Genomic DNA, 21,202 nt, shown 5'->3' on the forward strand with positions numbered 1-21,202 from the left:
CTTGTCAAAACACTTCTCGTCGCCCCCAAACCAGCCTGCCACAAGTGCTCCTCATAGTACCCCAAACTAGCTAGTCCCAACACTCTTCAGTACCCCCACAATCCCGCTCATCACAACACATTCTTATCGCACTCTCATCCTCAACTCAGCAGTCAAAGGAAAGAACTAAAGTGGCATAGGTGACGGAGAAGAATTTCTTAAAGATGTTGCAAATGAAGTAACCTTTCACTTCCTGCTTGCGTTTAAAGTAATAAGGAAGAATATAGAAGAAGGAGTGGTTATCATGGGACGTAGGAGAAGAGTTGCCATCGTTATGGTTACGGTCATGGTCAGTTTGGCCAGCGCACTGGCAGGTTGCAGTGCGAAACCAGCCAATCAGGGGGGAACGAGCATCCCGATCCCCACAATACAACCAACTTCGTCGCCCTCCCCAGAACCAACGTTGGCAGGGTCACCAGTGCCCGCAACGGCAACTCCACCGGTTGCAACGTCGAAGCCTACGCCAGCAACGACGCCCCCCAGCTTCTCTACCGCGGCAGATGCGAAGAAAGTGATCGAAGCCCGTGCCCAAGAAGTGATAGCCACTCTGAAAGAGAAAAATATATCGAAACTCGCAGATCTCGTGCATCCGAAGAAAGGTGTCCAGTTCTCACCGTATTCCTACATCCAAACCGCGACAGACATTCAAGTGCAAGGAGGCAATCTTGCGACATTATGGGCGAGCACAAGTCTCACGCATTGGGGCACTTTCGATGGCTCGGGCGATCCGATTGATCTCACATTTCCTAACTATTGGGCAAAATTTGTGTACAACGCTAACTTTGCTGCCGCACCACAGATTAGTTATAACACGCTGATTGGCAAGGGGAATATGATCAACAATGTGTTCAGCGTGTATCCCACGTCTTCCTATATAACAGTTGAATACCATTTCCCTGGCTTCGATCCGCAGTATCAAGGTATGGATTGGACCAGCTTGCGACTCGTTTTTGAATACACAGGAACACAATGGTATGTGGTAGCTATTGTGCATGATCAGCATACGATGTAGACGATTGCTCCAACGAAAGCTAAAGACGAACGGCACCGAGAGGTGCTCGTTTGTCTTTTTTAGTTGGCGCATACGCGATTAATCCCACAGACACCGATAAGAATAGGTGGTATAATTTGCGTTGGTGAGGAGTAGTGGGATTTTATGAAAAATTGGAAAATAAAACATAAACTTTTTATATTTATTTTAGGCGGCGTACTGGCCTCGAGCGGGTTGGCATGGATCTTTGTTCAACAGTCACATAAGTTGTACGAGCAAATTATTTATCGAGAGGCAACAGACAAATTTTATTTATTTTCAGAGAGGATGGAAGAAAAACTAAGGGAGATCGATAAACTCTCGATTTCCATTTTATCCGATCCTGACGTGCAAGCGGATTTGAAGAAGATGAAAATGTCTCCCTCCACTTATGAAGGCTTTGATGCCGCCAACAAACTGAAACGCAAACTGCTTACCTACCATCAGACCGATTTCTCTGTTTCTTCCATTACGATTCTTGATTTAAGCGGTAATTTGCTTAGTACAGGCATCAATGCTGCGAGTATCAATGATCGGAATAAAGATCGCTATCGACAACTTGCGAATGAACAGGGTGGGGCAAGCGTCTGGGTTGGTGGAGAAGAGGAGGAAGAAACGTTTTATACGGTGAGAGATATTCGGGAGATTGCAGATTTGAATCTTGAGCGTCTAGGTACATTGATGATCGGTATCCAAGCGTCGAAGGTGATGTATGCCTCGAGTGAGCGGCATGGCAACTATGATTCTATGCTGATGGTCGCATCCGGCGATAAAGTGCTGTTTACAAGCAATCGGGATTTGCCGTTACCTGCCGCCCGAATGAACGGCTCCAGCATAGTGGAAATAGACGGCAAAAACTATCTATCCGCGCAGTTTACATTAACGTATACAGGTTGGACTTTTATTCATTTCATTCCATATGATGCGGTATTCAGTCATGTGAAAATGATGAAAAATTGGCTGCTGGGGTTATATGTCTTTCTAGCGATTGTATTGTTGTGGCTGGGTATGCGTTTCTCGCTTAGTATGACGCGTCCGCTCGAAGCGCTTACGCAACGTATTAGCCTGGTCGAGAAAGGGAATTTCGCCCTAAGCGAACCTTTAAACATAGTAAAGAGGGATGAATTTAGTATTTTAAACCGTAATTTCGATAAAATGACAGAGCGTCTTGATGTACTCATTAAAGAAAACTACGTGAAACAAATTCAACTCAAGGAAGCGGAATACGAAGCACTGAAATCTAAGGTAAATCCACATTTTCTATACAACACACTCGACTCCATTCATTGGATGGCCAAAGGCTTCGGCCATACGGATATGGCGCGAATGGTTAAGGCGCTCGGGGATATGCTGCGCAACGCGATTAGGCAAAAGGAATTTGTTACGTTGCGTGAGGAATTGGCCCATTTACACAACTATATTATGATTCAACAAATCCGTTTTGAAGAGCGGCTGGTGTATTGCACGGACATAGCGGATAACGCCCTCGACCTGCATCTGCCTTGGATGATTGTGCAGCCAATCGTTGAAAATTGCTTGAAGTATGGTGTTGACGCAGAAACGGGACGTTGTGAGATTAGTTTAACCGTAAAGATCCAAGAGGATCGACTCGTATTGACTGTACAGGATAAGGGACCAGGCATTCACACGCAACTGGATAAAGGTATTTCTGACACAGGTCCTGATTCTGATCGTACAGGGATAGGTCTGTCTAACATTAACGAACGTATTCAATTATGGTTTGGTGAAGCATACGGGATTGCAATTGAGCGGGGACATGTGCAAGGAGCTGTCATTCGTGTGGTGTTGCCGATTTTGCCGAAGATGCCAAGAGAGAAGAGAAACAGGGGGTGAAACGATGAGTACCTACAAAATTTTATTAGTTGATGACGAAAGAATTATTCGCGAAGCCATCGCTAGAACAGTTGATTGGGAGGGGCTTGGACTTGAGTTGATTGGGACAGCGGCAGATGGGCTTCAAGCGTGGGAACAAATCGAGGCGTTGAGACCGGATATTATCCTGACGGATATTAAAATGCCACGACTAGACGGTCTGGAACTCATCCGTCGTACGAAGGAGCAGCAGCCAGAGGCGCGATTCGCTGTGCTGTCTGGTTATGATGAATTCGATCTTGCTGTAGGGGCCATGAGCATGGGTGTGAAACATTATCTGCTCAAGCCGTGCGACGAGCAAGAGATCGGTAGGGCGCTGAGTGAACTCGTCCGTGAATTGGACGAGTCACGTCGCCGTGAACAACTGCTCGTTGCCGCTCGCAAGATGGATGATTCAAGAGTGTCAGAGCGCGAGCCTCTTCTCGCTCTATTGCTCGAAGAGCCCGTAGCGGAGGACGCTGCTGAGCGTCTACGGCTAACGATGCAGCTGCACCACCAGATAAAGCTTCGCCTCATCTTCGTGCAATGGGAGAAGATCACCGCTTGTCAGGAGCTGCGCGTTCGTGAAATAGCCGCTGCGCAGAGCGGGGCTGGGCGGTCGCTTTTGCTAAGCACCGTAGCCGGGAATCGGCTGCTTGCCGCTGTGGCAGATGCGGGGCTTGCTGAGGCCGTAGCAGCGGGGTCTCGGCTGCGCGATGAGCTTCAGAGCCGCTGTCCAGGCTTACAGCTCACGATGGCGGTCAGCGAAGCGGGGCCGCTGGACGGGCTATCGCAGTTGTACCAAGACGTGCAGACCTATGCGGCTTTCGCCTTTTATCTGGGCGCGGGCGGCATTGCCACGCGCGAGCTTGTTGAGCCGCAGCGTACAAGCAGCGCTGTACCGGAGGCAGCGAGTGGGGAATTAATCGCAGCCGCACTGCGTATTGGGGACGTAGAGGGCGCGCGCTACGAATTGGCAGCGTTCTTTCAGGCGCTTGCTGGGGCTCGCTCAGAACGTCACGCGTCGCTGAGCTTGTGTCTGCAACTGTTGACCACAGTGTTCAAGGAAGTCCCTGTGGAGGAGTTGCAGGGCAAGATGGCCAGACTGCTGAGTCTGCCAACACTGGGTGATATTGAAACCTACGTTGCTTCCGAGATGGAACAATGGATAGAACGCTTCGGCGAGACTCAGAGCAATCGGGGGTCAGCCATTGTGCTGCGCATGAAGAGGTTGATTGCCTATCACTTAGCCAATGAAGATTTGTCACTGCAATGGCTGTCGCAACAACATATTTTCATGAACGCAGAGTATTTGGGGCGTTTGTTCCGCAAGGAGACAGGCGAGAAGTTTTCACAGTATTTGACACGCCAGCGGATTGAGAAATCGAAGCAATTAATTGCGACGGAGACAGAAAGCAAAATGTATGAAATCGCCGCGCGTGCTGGCTTTGGTGGTGACCAACAGTATTTCGGCAATGTTTTCAAAAAGTATACGGGCTATTCGCCGCTTGAATATAGAAAGAGCTTAACCGAGAGGAATCAGTAGTACGCGTCGATTTCTCTCGGATTTTCACAAAAAAAGTATCGGTTTTTTCTATGTAGGTTTGATCAGATCAGGTATATACTCGATCTAATTCCTAGTATTCACATATGATTTTACGTAAAAGAGAGGGGGAAGGAGATGACGAAGGACGGATTTATTCGGAATCGTCGGGAAGAAGAGATTGCGGACCGATCGGATCGATTGGCTGCGCGTTTCGCTGAGCGGTCCGCTCAGCATGATGCAGAGGGCAGCTTCCCCTTTGCCAATTTCGCGGATCTACACGATGCAGGTTATTTGCGGCTGACACTGCCGCGGATTTATGGAGGGGAAGAGGCAACGCTTTACGAGCTTGTGCTTGCACAGGAGCGACTTGCGCGCGGCGATGGGTCAACGGCACTTGCTGTAGGCTGGCATGTGGGCCAATTACTGCAGCTGCGCAACACGAATGCTTGGCCAGAGGCATTGTTTGAATGGTTTTGTAGTGAAACAGCCCACAAGGGGACACTGATTAATCACTTAGCGTCAGAGCGGGCAACAGGGAGTCCAAGCCGTGGCGGAAGACCGGAAACAAAGGCAGTCGCCACGGATAAGGGGTGGCTGCTGAACGGACGTAAGACGTATAGCACATTAAGTCCTATTCTCACGTGCTTTACAGTTTCGGCGGCGATCGAAGGGACAGAGGAAATCGGTGAGTTTTTCGTTCAGACCGGTCCGGGGGTTCGTGTGGAAGAAACATGGAATACCCTTGGCATGCGTGCGACAGGGAGTCATGACGTCGTGCTGGAGAATGTATTCGTGCCAGATGAGAAGTTAGTGAACCGCTCCGGATCACCACGCAAGGGAAGATTGCTTGATGATGGGGGATGGCTCCTGCATATTCCTGCTTGTTATATCGGGATTGCTCATGCTGCCAGGGACTTCGCCATCCGTTTCGCACTGAATCATCGGCCGAACAGCTTGACTGGACCGATTGCCGATCTGCCGAATATCAGGCGTCAAATCGGTGAAATGGAAATCTCGCTGATGACGGCGCGTACCCTTCTGTATGCTGTTGCAGAACGTTGGGACCGAGAGCCGGAGCAGCGCGCATCCCTTAAGCCGGAGCTTGGATTAGCTAAGTATGTGGCCACCAACCATGCGATCTCCATTGTTGATGCAGCGATGCGTATTGTTGGTGCAGCGAGTTTATCCCGTAATCTGCCCCTGGAGCGTATGTACCGCGACGTACGGGCAGGTCTGCACAATCCGCCGATGGACGACTCTGTGGTGAATGGGCTGGCACAACGGGCATTGAATGACTTTAAATAATTTCCTAAAAGGATGGGGATTCCGAAGATGAAACGAAAAATAACAGGTTTAACATTCGCTTTGACTGCTGTAGTAGCATTAGCAGGCTGCGCCAATGGCAGCACTAGTGCTCCTGCTGCGACAACTGCTGCCGCAACGTCCGCAACGGCTGGGGCTACGCAGGCACCGGTTTCTAAAGATCCAGTAACATTGCGTATGACTTATTGGGCAGGATCGCAGCTGACGGTAGACCGAAATAATGCCGTCGTGCAGTTGTTCCAGAAGGCTTATCCGAATATTAAAGTCGAGGCCGAATATTATGCAGGCGATGCTTATTGGGACAAAATGAGCGTGCTTGCGGCTTCAAATAATTTGCCAGATGTGATCCGGATGGACTACTCCAAAATTACGAATTTCGTTAATAAAAATTTGCTATTGCCGCTCGATGACTATTTGAAAGACAAAACGATTAATCTGGAAGGCGTTAACCCGATTCATAATGCTGGAGGTCGTTTTAACGACAAGCAGTATGGTATCAACATCGGCAATAATGCACTGGTTATGTTCTATAACCCGGAGCTGCTTGAGAAAGCTGGCGTCAAACCGCCTGCGGACAATTATACGTGGGAGCAATACGAGAAGGATTTACGTACGTTCAAAGATAAGCTCGGTATTCTCGGCGATACGCACCTGACCCAGTCACACTTCAGCGTCTGGCTTCGCCAGCATAATAAGTCGCTTTTCAGCAAGGGACAAGATGCACTGGGCTATGAGGATGATCAGCTCTTTGTTGATTTCTTTAAACAGCAGCTTCGTTGGCAAAAGGATGGGCTCATAACACCGCTCGGCACAGAGCTTGAGGTGAAGAGCTTGGAGGACGGTCCGTTTACGAAGGGACAGACGGCATTTGGCGGCTTTGGATATTGGAGCAATCACGTCGATATCATGGAAAAGCAATTGAAGAAGAATGTTGGGTTAGCGCCGTATCCGGGCGATGGCAAAGGCATGTACATTAAGCCGTCCTTCTTCCATTCCATTTCCAAATCGTCGAAGCATCCGAAAGAGGCTGCGCTGTTCATCGATTTCTACACGAATAACATTGAAGCGGCGAAATCACTTAATGCTTACTTTGGCATGCCGTATAACCCTAAGGTCATTCAAGGTATCCAAGATACGTTCACGGAAACGCAGAAGCGCGTCGTTACCTACTTAACGAATGTGGAGAAAACGGCCTCAGCGATTGATGCTCCGGAGCCTGCGGCTGGTGCTGAAGTGAACAAAGTATATAAAAACATTAGCGACGAAATTTTGTTTGAGAAAACCACGCCAGAAGAAGGCGCTAAGCGATTCCGTAAAGAAGCGAATGCGATTTTGGCAAAAGGGAAGTAACAGCAGAGTTGGGGCAGGGGGTAAACTTACTCCCTGCTGCTTTGCTCTGTAAGAAGAAGGGGGAACGTTAGTATGGTGCAACCTGCGCGAGGAAGGAAGCTGCGGGATTATAACAATGCAGCGGGTTACGCGTTCATTTCGCCTTGGCTGATTGGATTCATCCTGTTTTCCGTCGCACCGATGATCGTATCGCTTGCGCTCGCATTTACCCAATATGATATATTATCACCGCCGGAATGGGTTGGGCTTCGTAATTTCAAGGAGATGTTCACGGAAGATCCGCGGTATTGGAAGTCGGTGACAGCGACGCTCCTGTTTGTGTTTATTGCAGTTCCACTACGGCTGCTGTTCGCTCTCGCTGTGGCGCTGCTGTTAAATACGAACTTGAAGTTGCCTGCCTTGTTTCGCTCGGCCTTTTATTTGCCAACCTTGATTGGCGGAAGTGTCGCTGTCGCGGTGATGTGGCGTCAACTGTTTGGGGCACAAGGCGCAGTGAATTCGCTGCTGACAGCGGTAACCGGCCATGCGTTTCAAACCTCATGGATCACGCATCCATCAACAGCGATAGTCTCGCTTGTTTTGCTTGCTGTATGGCAGTTCGGTTCGGCCATGCTCATCTTTCTAGCGGGACTGAAACAGGTGCCGAAGGAACTGTATGAGGCGGTAACCGTGGATGGAGCAGGAACGTGGCAGCGATTCCGCTGGATTACCCTCCCACTATTAACGCCCGTTATTTTTTTTAATCTAGTGATGGGGATCATTAACGGGTTCAAAGTATTTACAGAGGGGATGCTCGTAACTGGCGGAGGACCATTTGATAAAACGTTGTTTTACGCCTTATATGTGTATGAGAAATCATTCCGTTATTACGAGATGGGCTATGGGTCAGCCATGTCCTGGGTGCTGCTTACCGTGATCGCTTGTTTCACTGCTGCGCTGTTCGCTACATCCCGTAATTGGGTTCACTATGAAACGAGAGGGGAATAGGCTGTATGCTGCTCAAACAACGACAACGCTTATATACAATTCTTAGGCATGCTTTCACTTCCATCTTTGCTCTATTCATGATGTACCCACTGCTCTGGATGGTGTCCAGCTCTCTGAAAGATACCAGCGAGATCTTCATTCATGCGCATCAATTGATTCCATCCCCATTCAAATTTGCGAATTACACGAACGGGTTTAAAGGATTCGCCGGGATTTCTTTTGTCGTTTTTTTCAAAAACTCCATCATCATCACGTTCTTCTCTGTCATTGGAGCTGTCATTTCATCCCTTTTGACCGCTTATGGGTTTGCTCGGATTCGGTTTCGTGGAGCTGCCATCTGGTTCGCTTGCATGATGACGACAATGATGCTGCCGCATGAGGTGCTGACGATTCCGCAATATATTCTCTTTCAGAAGCTCGGCTGGATCAATACGTTCAAACCCTTAATCATTCCCTCATTTTTCGGCGGAGCCTTCTTTATTTTCTTACTGATTCAATTCATGCGCGGAATTCCGAAGGAGTTAGATGAGTCGGGCAAAATCGATGGATGCGGCGTGTTCGGGATTTTGATACGAATTCTACTTCCACTGCTGATATCTCCAATCATTACAGTGTCGATCTTCAAATTTTACTGGACATGGGATGATTTCTTCAGCCCCTTGCTATATCTCAATTCACCCAAGCTTGCCACGGTGGCACTAGCACTGAAAAACTTCTCAGATCCCACCATGCAAACCGATTGGGGTGCCCTATTCGCGATGTCAGTTCTGTCGCTCCTGCCCATATTGCTCGTATTCGGCTTCTTTCAGAAGTATATGGTTGAAGGAATCAGCACGACGGGTCTGAAAGGATAATCTAGGCTAATTCTCACAAAATTTTATGAAAATGATCTAAAGCCGAATCGACCTTCGTATAAATAGGAGGAATGTTCGGTTTTTCATGTTAACTGGAAATTGTAACCATTGACAGCTAATGTGAGTTGTCATATATTTATCACAATTAAACCGAGTTATCTTATAGGGATTAGGAGATGTCGATCATGCAAAACAACTTAGTAAGCGCATTTCAGACTAACTGGGTCAGTTTAGTTGTCTCATTAGTAGTGATTGGTTTTATCTATTTTTTGGGTAGAAAGAAAGTCAGTTTCGGTAACCGCGTATTCATCGGTTTAGGACTTGGTATCATCGCAGGGGTTATTTTCAATCAGGCAGGACTGCAATTTAAAAGTGTTAGCACAATCGGAACGATTTACGTCAATCTGATCAAAATGCTTGTAATGCCACTGGTATTTATTCTAGTTATTAATAGTATTTCGTCGTTGTCCAACATGGCTCAACTTCGTAAATTGGGTTTCAAAACGATTGGTTGGTTCCTACTTACAACGGGAATCGCAGCATTGATCGGTCTACTTGTGGCATTGGCGATTGATCCAGGTAATGGGATCGCACAAGCAGTTCCGAAGGATTTTAAAGCCAAAGAAATTCCAACTTTCTCCCAAGTTATTTTGGATCTAGTCCCATCCAATCCAATTAGCGACATGGCGAGTGGTAAGGTTGTGCCGGTTCTCATCTTCGCGATTTTCGTAGCTGTTGCGATCGTGTCGGTAGGTTCCAAGAAACCTGAAGCTGTAGCATCTGTAAAGGCGTTCATTTCCTCAGCTGCGGCTGTTATGCATCAAGTTGTTAAGTACGTAATTCGTTTGACACCTTATGGGGTATATGCGTTGATCGCGGCAATGGCTGCTAAATATGGTTGGGAAACGTTAGAGCCATTAGCTAAAATCATTCTGACTTCCTACGTGGCATTGATCATCCACTTCGTCTTGGTATTCGGTGGTCTTGTACTGTTGGTTGCGAAAGTGAATCCGATCAAATTCTTCAAAAAGGCATATCCGACGATCGCTGTTGCTTTTACAACACGTAGCAGCTATGCAACACTTCCTGTGAACTTGGAAGTTATCACGAAACGTCTTCGCGTATCACCGCGTATCGCAAGCTTCGTGGCACCGCTTGGGGCGACGATGAACTTCAACGGATGCGGCGGCGTTTGGCCGGCGGTTGTAGCGATTTTCGTAGCCAAAGTTTATAATCTTCCACTCGGTATCTCTGAGTATCTATTGTTGATTCTAGTAGCTGTCATCTCCTCCATCGGGGTAGCTGGTGTACCAGGTCCTGCATCCATTTCAACAACGGTTGTATTGACTGCACTTGGCTTGCCGCTTGAAGGTATGGGGCTAGTTCTAGGCGTAGAAGCATTGATCGACATGGGTCGTACAGCAGTAAATGCAACGGGAACAACTGTTACAGCATTGCTTGTAGCAGAATCCGAAGGCGAATTCGACCGCGCTGCGTTCGATCGTGACGAGGAAGAAGAATTGGAATTGGCAACTGCTTAATAGATTGACATGCAAAAAGACGAACAGCACCTTTGGTGTGTGTTCGTCTTTTTGGTTTGTGCCGATGTATGTGTTAAAACCGCGGGAAAACGTAACGGACCAGGAAAAACAGCAATCCGAACGTGATAATGATGTACGCTGCATATCTAATAAAAGTTGATGCGACAAGTCCCTTGTCATATTTCTGCTCAATTCGCTTCTGTTCAATGTCCACGCTTTTCATCGGTTCCATCGTTTTCAGCTCCCTTGTTTGGTATGAGTGATTTCTATACCAAGTAATACCCGTTCGGGTGGAAACTGAATCACCGCACTGCTGCACTTCTATATCCTAGCTGCCCGAGGGGGGCGAGTAGCTCCGCATCCTAGCTTCCCCGAGAGGGGCACGTGTAGCAATAGATGGAAAAACTACAGTTAAACTAGCTGATATTACTCGATATCTCCATTTAAATGGAAATACTCCAGCTAATTTCGCGTCATTCGTCCATTTCAACGAAGATGTGCAAAATTAGGTGGAGGAAATCCAGTTATTCAAAATAAATGGCGTTTCTTGCTTGAAATAGCTGTAATTTTTCCAGTTAGTGAAGCTCAAGAGTGTTGGTGGTGGAGTTTATAAATGAGGTATCAGCTAGCCCAGCATCGCTGCGTTTTTACCCGCCGTATAGCCGGAAGAAAAAGCAGCAGTAATGTTATACCCACCGGTATATCCGTGAATATCAAGGACTTCTCCACAAAAGTATAAACCATTCATAAGCTTGGATTGCATCGTTTTAGGATCGATCTCCTTCAGATTAACACCACCGCCTGTTACAAAGGCTTCTTCTATGGAGAGAGTACCTGATATTTGGATTGGAAAAGCTTTAATTAATTTGCTTAATGCCATCCAATTTTGTTTAGGTATATGATCATGTGTAAGTTGTTCATCCAGTTCTGCCTTCTGGAGAAGCAAAGGGATGATTCGTTCATTCAGATAGCCTCTGAGAACGTTTTTAATCGCCTTCTTAGGCTCGTTCTTAGTTAAAGCGAGGGTTTCATCATAAACCTCACTTAGACCCTTATTTGGCTGAAAATCAACAGTAAGAATAGTTTCTTTTAGCCCACTCTTCGATAACTCTTTTACAACGAATTGGCTACATCTTAAAGCGATTGGTCCAGAAATACCAAAGTGTGTGAATAGCATGTCACCACTATGAGAAATGATTGGCTTGCCTTTACTATTCCATACCGTCAATGTCACATCCCTAAGTGAAAGCCCCTGTAATTCACGACTTTTGATAAAAGAATCATTAGAGGTTAATGGGACTTCTGTAGGAAAAAGCTCAGTAATGGAATGGCCCGCATCTTTGGCCCACAAATAACCGTCTCCAGTTGAACCTGTATGAGGGACAGATTTGCCGCCGGAGGCAATAATCACATTCTTGCTGCGAATGGTTTCTCCAGATTTTAAACGTATCCCAGAGACTGAGCCATTATTAAAATTAATGTTATCTACAGGGCTATTAATTCTTATATCCACACCTTGTTTACGAACTTGATTTACAAGAGCGTCTACAACCGTTTTGGCTTTATCACTAACAGGGAACATGCGACCGTTGTCTTCTTCTTTGAGACGAATTCCTAGATTTTCAAAAAACGCAATGATATCCTTGTTACTAAAATTATTGAACGCACTATGTAAAAAGCGACCATTACCAGGGATATGTTTGATTAATTCATCCGTCTCTTTATTATTTGTTACATTACATCTACCACCACCAGAAATCCCAAGTTTACGCCCCAATTTATCTCCCTTATCGAGGAGAAGAACTTTAGCTCCATTTAAGCTGGCAGCTATACTCGCCATTAAACCTGCAGATCCTCCACCGACCACAATTACATCGTATGCCATACAAAACTCCTTGACTCATTTTTGCAAATTGTATCATTAATTAGAGCTAAACCCAAGTAGGATGAGTATTCACCATACATTTGTCTTTCCTTTAACTTGACGGAAATACGAAGTGGAATTTTTTCATGATATCTCCTTAATAGCCTTTGTTTTTTACACTATGATGTATAGTATAATAGCATAGACTATTTTCTAGTTATATTTTCAAAAAGAGGTGTCACATGATTTTGCTTTATGTAAGCCAAAGTTTGCTTTATGTTTGCTTTACCGTGCTTTTTGGAGGGCTGCTGTTTTCGCTAGTACCGGAGAACAAACAACCTGAAGTGCAAGTGCCCCAAAATGTCATGTTAGCTTGTCTTATTGGTATTGCGGTATTCACATATGCTCCAATAGTAAGACTTATTTTGATATTTGGACCAGACGTAGGATATTGGCTTACCTTTAAAAGCGTCATGCTTACCTTTGAAGAAGGTAGATCTTATTTGATTGTCCTGCTTTTGTCCATATTAGTATTTGTATTCATGAAGACAACGAGGATAAAGGAAAACCCGAATCTAATTGCCGTTTCTCTATTGTTTGTCGTGTTCATGGTAACAGCTCTTGGTTATTCTAGTCACGTTGCGTCTCAGACGAATGGATCAGGATTTATTGCACAAACATTGCATTACCTATCCGTTGTTGTATGGGGTGGGATTCTTTTGACGGTTGCTTGGTTTTCAAAAAGGAAGGAAAACTGGCTTATTTTTATCCGCTGGTTCTCTCCAATTGCTTTCACTTGTGTAATCATTATTTCGATTTCCGGTTTATTCATGATGACTATTGTAGTTCCTGAGTATTTTAATTCGTGGATTTTATCTTACGGTCAGGCGCTACTTATCAAACATTTGTTGTTTATTCCCCTTATAGCAATGGCATGCATCAATGGTTTTCTAATTAGGAAGCGGTTAGTTCAAGACCCATCTTATCATCCTCTTTCTTGGATAAGAGTTGAGAGTATTATTGCTATTGTGGTATTTATGGTTACTGGTTTCATGGGTCAACAACCGCCACCCCATAAAGTCGCGCTAACACTGGTTGAAAACAAGCCTTCGCAACTTTTTTTAGCCTTTTATCAAGAGAAACTAAGTGCAAATCCGGCTTTGAATCTGAATCTAAACTCACTTAGCATAATCTTAGCCATTGCTGCGGTTCTGTTACTTATATCCATTTTCACCTTCTTTTCAAAAAAAGCATTCTCGATATATGCGGTAATTAGCAGTATTGGTTTCTGTGTTACAGCTTATTTATCATTGATGATCGCATTAATTTAAGTAATAATTACGATCTAAACCGATTCTTTCTAGAGTCGGTTTTTCTTTTTTGATATAATGGGGTAATTAGAGGTAGTAGGGAGCAGTGAAGCATGACAATAACCAATCCAAATCTTACACCAGACCAGTGTGATGATACGTGTGAAGGAAGTACGAATGTAGTAGAAATTAAACAAAAAATGATCGCTGAGGAATCCGCGGCTAGTTTATCAGAAATTTTTAAAGCTCTAGGGGATCCTACGCGGATTAAAATAATATACGCACTGTTGCAAAGTGAACTATGTGTTCATGATTTGACTTTGGTTCTAGAGATGGGACAATCCGCTGTATCACATCAACTGCGCTACTTAAGGAATTTACGAATTGTTAAACGTAGAAAAGTAGGTAAAACGGTTTACTATTCTTTGGATGATGCACATATCGAACAAATCTTTTCACTAACCTTGCAACACATCACACATAATTAAAGATGAGGATCCATCTCTATGAAAATCAAGACATATCAAGTACAAGAAAAAGGTCTTTATCGTTTTTTGGGTTCATTGGAAGTCCAGATCATGGAGATTATGTGGACCGTAGATAAAGTGAGTATTAAAGATGTTCAAGAAATACTAAGTAAAGTGACTCCTTACTCGTTTACAACAATTATGACGGTTATGAACCGGTTATATGATAAAGGCTTATTAGAGAAGGAGACGCTTGGGAAAGGGAGAACTAAATCCACACTTTTTCAGGCATTATCTACAAAAGATGATTTTTTAACGGAACATACGAGGGATGTCACGAGAGGACTCATGGATGAGTTTGAAGACTATGTAGTCACTCATTTTATTGATGCCATGGATGAAGTGGATCCAAGTCTTATTCAAAAGTTAGAGCAAAAGCTCGAGTCCATAAAAAAGAGGACTGACGGATGAAACAAGCTACCAGGCCACAAGTTGCGTTCCTGATTATTTTGTTGATGTCAGGGTGGATCCTCCTGCAAATGGGGTTCGTTGTCTTCCACCAGATAAGCGATGTGAGATACGATGGTAACCTTTCTACTTATTTTGTTGATTTGATTACTGACATTTGGGGCAGGCATTCTGTGTATAAAATGGTATTTACCTGCTTGCTCATTATTACAATTACACGCATCTGTTACTTTATAGGCAAGCAAGCGATCCTAGATCATAGATGGCATTTAATTGTAAAAAGTCGTAAGAATGTGACTCTCTCAAGAGAGATAAATGCGACATATAAGCATCTGCAGACAGACATTATTGTGATTCATGAGCAAAAGCCAGTAGCATTAACAAATGGGGTGTGGCGTGCTCGGATTGTTATTTCAACGGGATTACTACACTTACTTTCAAATTCTGAAGTTGAGGCGGTTTTAATTCATGAGCAGTATCACCGCCTATGTCACCATCCTTTTAAAAAATGGTTGATTCATCTGGTTTGTCTCTCAATGAATTATATTCCCGCATTAGGAGCACTTCGATCTTATTTTGACGTGTGGATTGAAATACTGGCCGATAAACATGTCATTAATGAAATGAATTCAACCTATCCGCTTAGCTCAGCTTTACTCAAAATGGTCAACAGTAGAAAACAAAGCTTCAAAAGCATAGCAGTTCAATTTACAGATGGTGAAGCAATTAATTATAGATTAAGCCAGCTTATAGAACCTGACCATCCCATTAAAGTGCCACTGTTCTCTCTTCGAACTTCTTTAATGTCAATCTCGATGCTTATAGGCATGTTTATTATTGTCACTCTGAAATGCATTTAACGCCATATATGAATGAAGCAGGGAGATAGCTCTCTGCTTTTTTGTCATTCCATCACACATATGAACAAATATTGAAATATTCATATGTATGATTGACAATGCGCCTTTAGTTAACTAGATTGGAGTTATTAGTATTAAACTATGCATCATAGTGTAAATGCTGTGAAGTAGTGACAAATAGTTAACTCGCACCTTTCCAATGAAAAGTGGTGAAGATGATCATTGACATAATTAGGGGGTAAACATATGATGTAATTAATACATGAGCATGTAATCATATGTTATAAAGGAGAATGTTCTATGTCTTCAAACTCTTCTAACAATAAGCCGAATGGCGAACACAAACATGGAAATGAACCGTCATGTTGTAATCATGCCAAAGGCGACTCCCATAGCCATGAACATAATCATAATCACGATCATGACAATAGTGGGAGCCACCAACATGTGCATTCTCACGAACCTACGGAAGAACCTAAAGAACTAAACTTCACAAAGAGTTTTAAGCTTGTAGATATAACTCAGGAAAAAGGCAGAGGAAGAGTCTATGCCATTGAAGGGATGGACTGCAGTTCCTGTGCACTAACCATAGAAAAGCATATTAGGGCGCTACCATCGGTTAAAAGTGCCCATGTTAATTTCTCAACGGGGAAAATGATGACTGAGCACGAGAACTCAGCTGAGGATATCATCAAAGAAATCGCTAAAGCTGGTTACAAGGCTAAGCTTGTTTCCAAAACCAAGCAAAGCCATATATCTAAAAAAGATCATTCGGGAAGAAATTTAATTGTATTCTCAGGTGTCCTACTTCTGTTTGGCTGGATGGGCTCTTATACAAGTGCATCACCAAACTTTACTACGCTGCTTTACGCCATATCGATTATCATCGGTGGCTACAAGCCAGCTAGAAGCGCCTTTTATGCAGTAAAAAGCCGCTCTTTGGATATGAATGTATTGATGACAGCAGCTGTCCTGGGTTCCGCGGCAATAGGTCAGTGGTTAGAGGGTGCAACAATTGTATGGTTGTTTGCACTAGGGAATGTACTCCAAACGATGTCTATTGAGAAGACTCGAAATTCGATTCGAAGCTTAATCGATCTGGCTCCTCCCGAAGCATTCGTGAAAGACGGTCAAGAGCTATTGAGTAAGCCTGTAGAGGATATTTTAGTTGACGATGTCATTGTGGTTAAACCAGGAGATAAAATCCCGCTAGATGGTCTTGTCATTGCTGGGGAGTCGAGTGTGAATCAAGCGCCGATCACAGGTGAATCAATGCGAGTCGACAAGCATGTTGGAGACAGTGTATATGCAGGTACAATAAACGAACATGGATCATTGGAGATTAAAGTAACTAAGCTTGTTGAAGATACGACGATTTCCAAAATCATTCACCTAGTGGAAGAAGCGCAAGAGCAGAAGGCTCCAACGGAAGCGTTTGTAGATAAATTTGCGCGTATTTATACGCCGATTGTATTTATTCTTGCTCTCGTTGTAATGGTCTTGCCTCCACTACTTGGTAGTGGAACTTGGGGAAGTTGGTTCTATAAAGGATTAGAATTATTAGTCATTGCATGCCCTTGTGCCTTGGTCATTTCAACACCTGTAGCGATTGTTTCAGCCATAGGAAATGCAGCTAAGAATGGGGTTCTTATCAAAGGTGGCGCATTTTTAGAAATAGCGGGAAGGATTTCAACCATTGCCTTTGATAAGACGGGCACTTTAACGGAAGGAAAACCGAAGGTATCACAAGTAGTACTTTCAGGAACAAGTGAAGATGAGTTGCTTACTATTGCTAGAACACTAGAAGAATATTCGACTCACCCTATTGCCAGGGCAGTTGTTGCGTACACCAAAGACAAGGGTGTTCCTATACGCCATGGAGACACGTTCAGGAACATCGTTGGTAAAGGTGTCAGCGCGATCATAGGCGACAGTGAATACTTTGCAGGGAACATCAAATTGTTCCATGAACGGAGTATTTCTTTAGGAGAGTTAGAATCACAAATTATATCCCTCCAACAAGACGGAAATACAATTGTGATTATAGGGACAAATGAGAAAATATTAGGTGTGATAGCCGTTGCAGATGCTATTCGTAGTACTTCTGTGAAAGCTCTTAAAGGACTCCAAGCTGTTGGTATCCATGATGTTGTCATGTTAACAGGTGACAATGAGGGCACAGCTAAACAAGTTGCTTCTGAGACGGGAGTTACTCGTTATTTTGCGGAATTAATGCCCGAGGATAAAGTCAATGCAGTCAAAAAGCTTCAAAAAGAAGGACACTTTGTTGCCATGGTTGGAGATGGAATAAATGATGCTCCTGCACTTGCAACTGCCGATCTTGGAATAGCAATGGGAGGCGCAGGTACAGATACAGCTATGGAAACAGCGGACATCGTACTTATGGCAGATAATCTTGAAAAGCTGCCGCATACGATCCATTTAAGCCGAAAAGCCGTACAGATCATAAAGCAAAACATATGGTTTTCTATTGTAATTAAAGCCTTAGCCTTGCTGCTTATATTTCCAGGATTTTTGACATTATGGATGGCTGTTTTAAGTGATACCGGGGCAGCATTGCTTGTTATTTTAAACAGCTTACGATTGTTACGAATGCGGAAGTAAGTAGCTAATATCAATTCATATTTGGGGGATATCTAATGTTCACGCTTCAAAGAAGCAGCCTTCTTGCAAAATTGGTCATGGTATTGAGTATTTTATTTGTAAGTTTACCTTTGTCTTTTTCAAATCCTGTTTGGGCTCATACGGGATTTGATAAGTCGAATCCTCCAGCAAATGCAGTGGTTACGGATGAGTTAAAAGAACTCACACTAACATTTGAAGGTAAACTTGAGAGTTTAAGTACATTTAAGTTGTTTGATAGCAATAAACAGGAGATTAAATTAGATAAAGTACTGCTTAAAGAGAAGGTTATGACGGGTATTTTGAGTCAACCATTAGCAAATGGCACGTATGAAGTTCAGTGGACCATTGTCGGTGAGGATGGACATCCGATTCAAGGAAAGTACTCCTTTTCGGTGAAAAGGGAAGGGGACAAGCAGACACAAACAGAATTGAAGACTACGCCTTTACCGTCTGCAACAGTTATGCCAACAAGCACACCATCTCCAAGTGCACCAGTGGTTGAGGAACAATCTACATCACGCAATTTTTTAATTTATGTAGGGATCGGTGCATTTGTACTTATCGCGCTTGTTATATTGTTGATTGCTAGGAGGAAAAAGTAGTTGCTCTATGTACTATCGGAAGCTCTGCTTTATTGCTGTTACGCAATCCTCACTGGCGTTAGTGTCCTTGCCCTTTTGCCCGATAATAAAAAGCCCCGTTATCACCTATCAGACAATAACTTAACATGGATTTTACTTGGAATTGTCCTATTATCACTAGTTCAGGTCATAAAAATCATTGTTTTCTATAAGGGAATTCTAGGTTATGACATCCCCTATTTGCTCTTTACGGTGCTAAGTGACTATAAAATAGGCAATGCCTGGTTTGCTACCGTGATAACCGCCATGGTCATGCTACTTTTCTTAGGACTAAAACCAAACTCAAAGGCAATCCAGTATAAATGGAAAGCAATCCTCATTTTAACATTGATTTTGCTTATTGCATTTGGATATGCGAGTCATTCTGCCTCTTTGTATGGATGGATCGGCTTTGCAGCACACGCTACACATTTTATTAGTACCATGGTTTGGATAGGCGTACTTTTCGTTGTGGGATGGTTTACAATTGAACTCAAGAACTGGTCACCATTTCTGAAATGGTTTACACCACTTGCCATCGGATGTGTTTGTGTAATCATTGTGGCCGGGTTCATGTTAATGGGGAGACTGTCTCCCTATTACGTCAGTTCTTGGATTACATCATTTGGCCAAGCCATGCTCATCAAACATCTACTAATCGTTCCAATAATTGCTTTGGCAATCATTAATACATTCTGGTTACGTAAAGAAAACAGTAAAACGTTGTCCTGGATGAGAGTCGAAAGCATTGTTATTATCTTATTGCTTGTAGTTACAGCTTTCATGGGGCAACAAGAGCCACCACACGGAGATCTAAAGACCATTCTTGATGATGGGCCGCCATTGCCGTGGTTTACGTATATAAGTGGTTACGATGTGAGTAGGGGAGAAGACATGGAAATTATCTTGAATGTGGTAAGCATATGTCTTATTGCCGCTGGGCTTATTGCAATAATAGGTGGTTTGTTTGTGGCATGGAGAAAGAAAAGGCCGATGTGGTCGGTTGCCGCCGCGTTATTTTTCGTTATTTGTGGGTATTTGGGCTTGATGTTTTCGATAGTATGAAAAAGATGAAAATAGGGTCATTCGTGTAAGAATCATAACAGAATCATTGTACCAGACTTTACCTTACCCCCAAAAAAAGCAGAGATGGTCTATAATCATCTCCGCTTTTTGACGTTCTCTAGATGAATTTCGTTAGGCTAACTTTAATTACTTAGCATGTAAAGAGCAAGATATTCAAAAGATACACACAGTACGTGGATAACTTGTTGATAAAACAGCCCATTTCGTGGATAACTGACCTGTTGTCTGTGGACAAACACAGGTGAATTGTGGATAACATGCAATTTTTCCTAATTTCATCCACAAAAGATCTGCGATGTAATCCTTTAAGTGAAACTATCAACACCCTGCCTGCCATGTCCGTCGACGATAAAATGATAATGATCGACCTGAAGATCCAGCCATCGATGCCCGAGTGAGGCTTCCCGTCCATAGTAGTGAAGCTCATCATGCTTGGTAAGCACAATCGCTTCACAATCGTCACTGCGTTTGGCGAGAAGGGAGAGGCCAGCATCTAGCCCAAGTGAGCCTAATAATCGTGCCCATACGTGGCAAGCCACGAGATCACCGCCAACAACTGTGCATTGCAGGACATCGCTGCCAGCGTCACCATCGCTGAGATCCTCGAGCGGGCTGTACGTAGAAAGCGCACCCTCTGGCATCACGATTGCGCCTAACTTGGCGTTCTCGTGCCATGGGTTTTGGATTCCGATCATCCACGGCTCCTGCTCGGCGCTAGATGGCCCCCATACCGTGACATCGCCCTGAGAGAGCAAGCGTCCCCGTGAAATGGATAAGGTTCTCTTCAAATAGTCGGTTAATCGTTTCAGAGACCAGCTTTTGTCGAGTCCTTGCAAATGAATACACGTATGCTCCGGCAGTGTTACTGATTTGGTCGCAGGATTTACCCTCCAGCCTTGTATTGCAGGAGCTGGCATGTGTGTTAGCGTAGTCTTTTCTTTATATAGAAGAGGCGTGTATTTACCATCAGTGATGGCTTGATACATTTCAGCAAGGAAGAGCACCTCTAGCATGGCGTTGGACACAAGGCAGCTTTCTCCGGCTAATGTGTTTAAAAGGTTGATTTCACTGTCAGGGAGACTGAGGCTGAATCGCTTCTCTTCACGCCCGAACCATTCGTTGCCGATCTCATGAATCTGCAGCTGTTGTCTCTGCTCACCATGGGGAAGAAGAAGTTCAATAGCCGAGTCCAGCGTTTGAAAATGAAAGGGGAGGAAGGTGTTTGGTTTCATTGTCATCTGGAATTCCTCTTTTCTGTCGCATCCATACTTATTCTGAGATCAGTATATGAGGGGTAGCTGAGATGGAATTGACCGTTAGCTGAAAAATAGCTGAAGAT

General features: G+C 44.2%; 18 protein-coding genes. 15 read left to right on the forward strand and 3 right to left on the reverse strand.

Translation table 11 applies throughout. From position 1 onward, the window contains the following. The first annotated feature begins 283 nt into the window (after positions 1 to 283). The 8 genes from HQN88_RS26145 to HQN88_RS26180 all read left to right on the forward strand — a co-directional run bounded on the left by HQN88_RS26145 (position 284) and on the right by HQN88_RS26180 (position 10,542). A complete protein-coding gene (locus HQN88_RS26145) occupies positions 284 to 1,051 on the forward strand; it encodes an RAD23 family protein (RefSeq protein ID WP_173118073.1) in 768 nt (255 codons plus the stop codon). A gap of 144 nt (positions 1,052 to 1,195) precedes the next feature. Continuing rightward, positions 1,196 to 2,923 carry a sensor histidine kinase gene (locus HQN88_RS26150; RefSeq protein ID WP_173118075.1) on the forward strand — a complete coding sequence of 576 codons (1,728 nt, stop codon included), beginning with the start codon at positions 1,196 to 1,198 and terminating at the stop codon, positions 2,921 to 2,923. A 4-nt stretch (positions 2,924 to 2,927) separates the two neighbouring features. Next, positions 2,928 to 4,487 (forward strand): response regulator, encoded by a 1,560-nt coding sequence (locus HQN88_RS26155; RefSeq protein ID WP_173118077.1) that lies wholly within the window; start codon positions 2,928 to 2,930, stop codon positions 4,485 to 4,487. A gap of 135 nt (positions 4,488 to 4,622) precedes the next feature. Further along, positions 4,623 to 5,792 carry an acyl-CoA dehydrogenase family protein gene (locus HQN88_RS26160; protein ID WP_173118079.1) on the forward strand — a complete coding sequence of 390 codons (1,170 nt, stop codon included), beginning with the start codon at positions 4,623 to 4,625 and terminating at the stop codon, positions 5,790 to 5,792. Positions 5,793 to 5,819: 27 nt separating this feature from the next. Then, on the forward strand, positions 5,820 to 7,160 hold the full coding sequence (locus tag HQN88_RS26165; protein ID WP_173118081.1) for an ABC transporter substrate-binding protein: 1,341 nt from the start codon (positions 5,820 to 5,822) through the stop codon (positions 7,158 to 7,160). A 72-nt stretch (positions 7,161 to 7,232) separates the two neighbouring features. Further along, positions 7,233 to 8,147 (forward strand): carbohydrate ABC transporter permease, encoded by a 915-nt coding sequence (locus HQN88_RS26170; protein ID WP_173118082.1) that lies wholly within the window; start codon positions 7,233 to 7,235, stop codon positions 8,145 to 8,147. Positions 8,148 to 8,152: 5 nt separating this feature from the next. Next, on the forward strand, positions 8,153 to 9,001 hold the full coding sequence (locus tag HQN88_RS26175; protein ID WP_173118084.1) for a carbohydrate ABC transporter permease: 849 nt from the start codon (positions 8,153 to 8,155) through the stop codon (positions 8,999 to 9,001). 185 nt (positions 9,002 to 9,186) lie between these two features. Continuing rightward, the gene (locus HQN88_RS26180; protein ID WP_068665835.1) at positions 9,187 to 10,542 is read left to right on the forward strand and encodes a dicarboxylate/amino acid:cation symporter; all 1,356 of its coding nucleotides are present in this window, start codon (positions 9,187 to 9,189) and stop codon (positions 10,540 to 10,542) included. Positions 10,543 to 10,615: 73 nt separating this feature from the next. On the opposite strand, the gene HQN88_RS26185 is transcribed toward HQN88_RS26180, so the two are convergent. Together HQN88_RS26185 and HQN88_RS26190 are read right to left on the reverse strand one after the other, a co-directional pair. Continuing rightward, entirely contained in the window at positions 10,616 to 10,774 is a 159-nt protein-coding gene (locus tag HQN88_RS26185; RefSeq protein WP_173118087.1) for a hypothetical protein, read from the reverse strand. Positions 10,775 to 11,167: 393 nt separating this feature from the next. Beyond that, positions 11,168 to 12,427 carry a BaiN/RdsA family NAD(P)/FAD-dependent oxidoreductase gene (locus HQN88_RS26190; RefSeq protein ID WP_173118088.1) on the reverse strand — a complete coding sequence of 420 codons (1,260 nt, stop codon included), beginning with the start codon at positions 12,425 to 12,427 and terminating at the stop codon, positions 11,168 to 11,170. 221 nt (positions 12,428 to 12,648) lie between these two features. Between HQN88_RS26190 and HQN88_RS26195 the strand changes: the two genes are divergently transcribed. From HQN88_RS26195 to HQN88_RS26225, 7 genes are all read left to right on the forward strand, one after another. Beyond that, complete coding sequence (locus HQN88_RS26195) at positions 12,649 to 13,737, forward strand: copper resistance D family protein (RefSeq protein ID WP_173118090.1); 1,089 nt, start codon at positions 12,649 to 12,651, stop codon at positions 13,735 to 13,737. A 92-nt stretch (positions 13,738 to 13,829) separates the two neighbouring features. Continuing rightward, on the forward strand, positions 13,830 to 14,204 hold the full coding sequence (locus tag HQN88_RS26200; protein WP_173118092.1) for an ArsR/SmtB family transcription factor: 375 nt from the start codon (positions 13,830 to 13,832) through the stop codon (positions 14,202 to 14,204). Positions 14,205 to 14,222: 18 nt separating this feature from the next. After that, the gene (locus tag HQN88_RS26205) at positions 14,223 to 14,654 is read left to right on the forward strand and encodes a BlaI/MecI/CopY family transcriptional regulator (RefSeq protein WP_173118093.1); all 432 of its coding nucleotides are present in this window, start codon (positions 14,223 to 14,225) and stop codon (positions 14,652 to 14,654) included. After that, positions 14,651 to 15,511, forward strand: coding sequence for a M56 family metallopeptidase (locus tag HQN88_RS26210; RefSeq protein ID WP_173118095.1), 861 nt, complete (start codon positions 14,651 to 14,653; stop codon positions 15,509 to 15,511). The genes HQN88_RS26205 and HQN88_RS26210 overlap by 4 nt, the downstream gene beginning before the upstream one ends. Positions 15,512 to 15,811: 300 nt before the next feature. Next, a complete protein-coding gene (locus tag HQN88_RS26215; protein WP_173118097.1) occupies positions 15,812 to 18,136 on the forward strand; it encodes a heavy metal translocating P-type ATPase in 2,325 nt (774 codons plus the stop codon). Positions 18,137 to 18,171: 35 nt separating this feature from the next. Further along, positions 18,172 to 18,759 carry a copper resistance CopC family protein gene (locus HQN88_RS26220; RefSeq protein WP_173118099.1) on the forward strand — a complete coding sequence of 196 codons (588 nt, stop codon included), beginning with the start codon at positions 18,172 to 18,174 and terminating at the stop codon, positions 18,757 to 18,759. Next, positions 18,760 to 19,842: a CopD family protein gene (locus tag HQN88_RS26225; protein WP_173118101.1), complete on the forward strand. Its 1,083-nt coding sequence runs from the start codon at positions 18,760 to 18,762 to the stop codon at positions 19,840 to 19,842. 326 nt (positions 19,843 to 20,168) lie between these two features. Here HQN88_RS26225 and HQN88_RS26230 read toward each other — a convergent pair whose 3' ends face one another. Then, positions 20,169 to 21,101: an FAD:protein FMN transferase gene (locus tag HQN88_RS26230; protein ID WP_173118103.1), complete on the reverse strand. Its 933-nt coding sequence runs from the start codon at positions 21,099 to 21,101 to the stop codon at positions 20,169 to 20,171. Between the last annotated feature and the right edge of the window lie 101 nt (positions 21,102 to 21,202).

Source organism: Paenibacillus qinlingensis, assembly GCF_013204845.1.
Classification (GTDB): domain Bacteria; phylum Bacillota; class Bacilli; order Paenibacillales; family NBRC-103111; genus Paenibacillus_E; species Paenibacillus_E qinlingensis.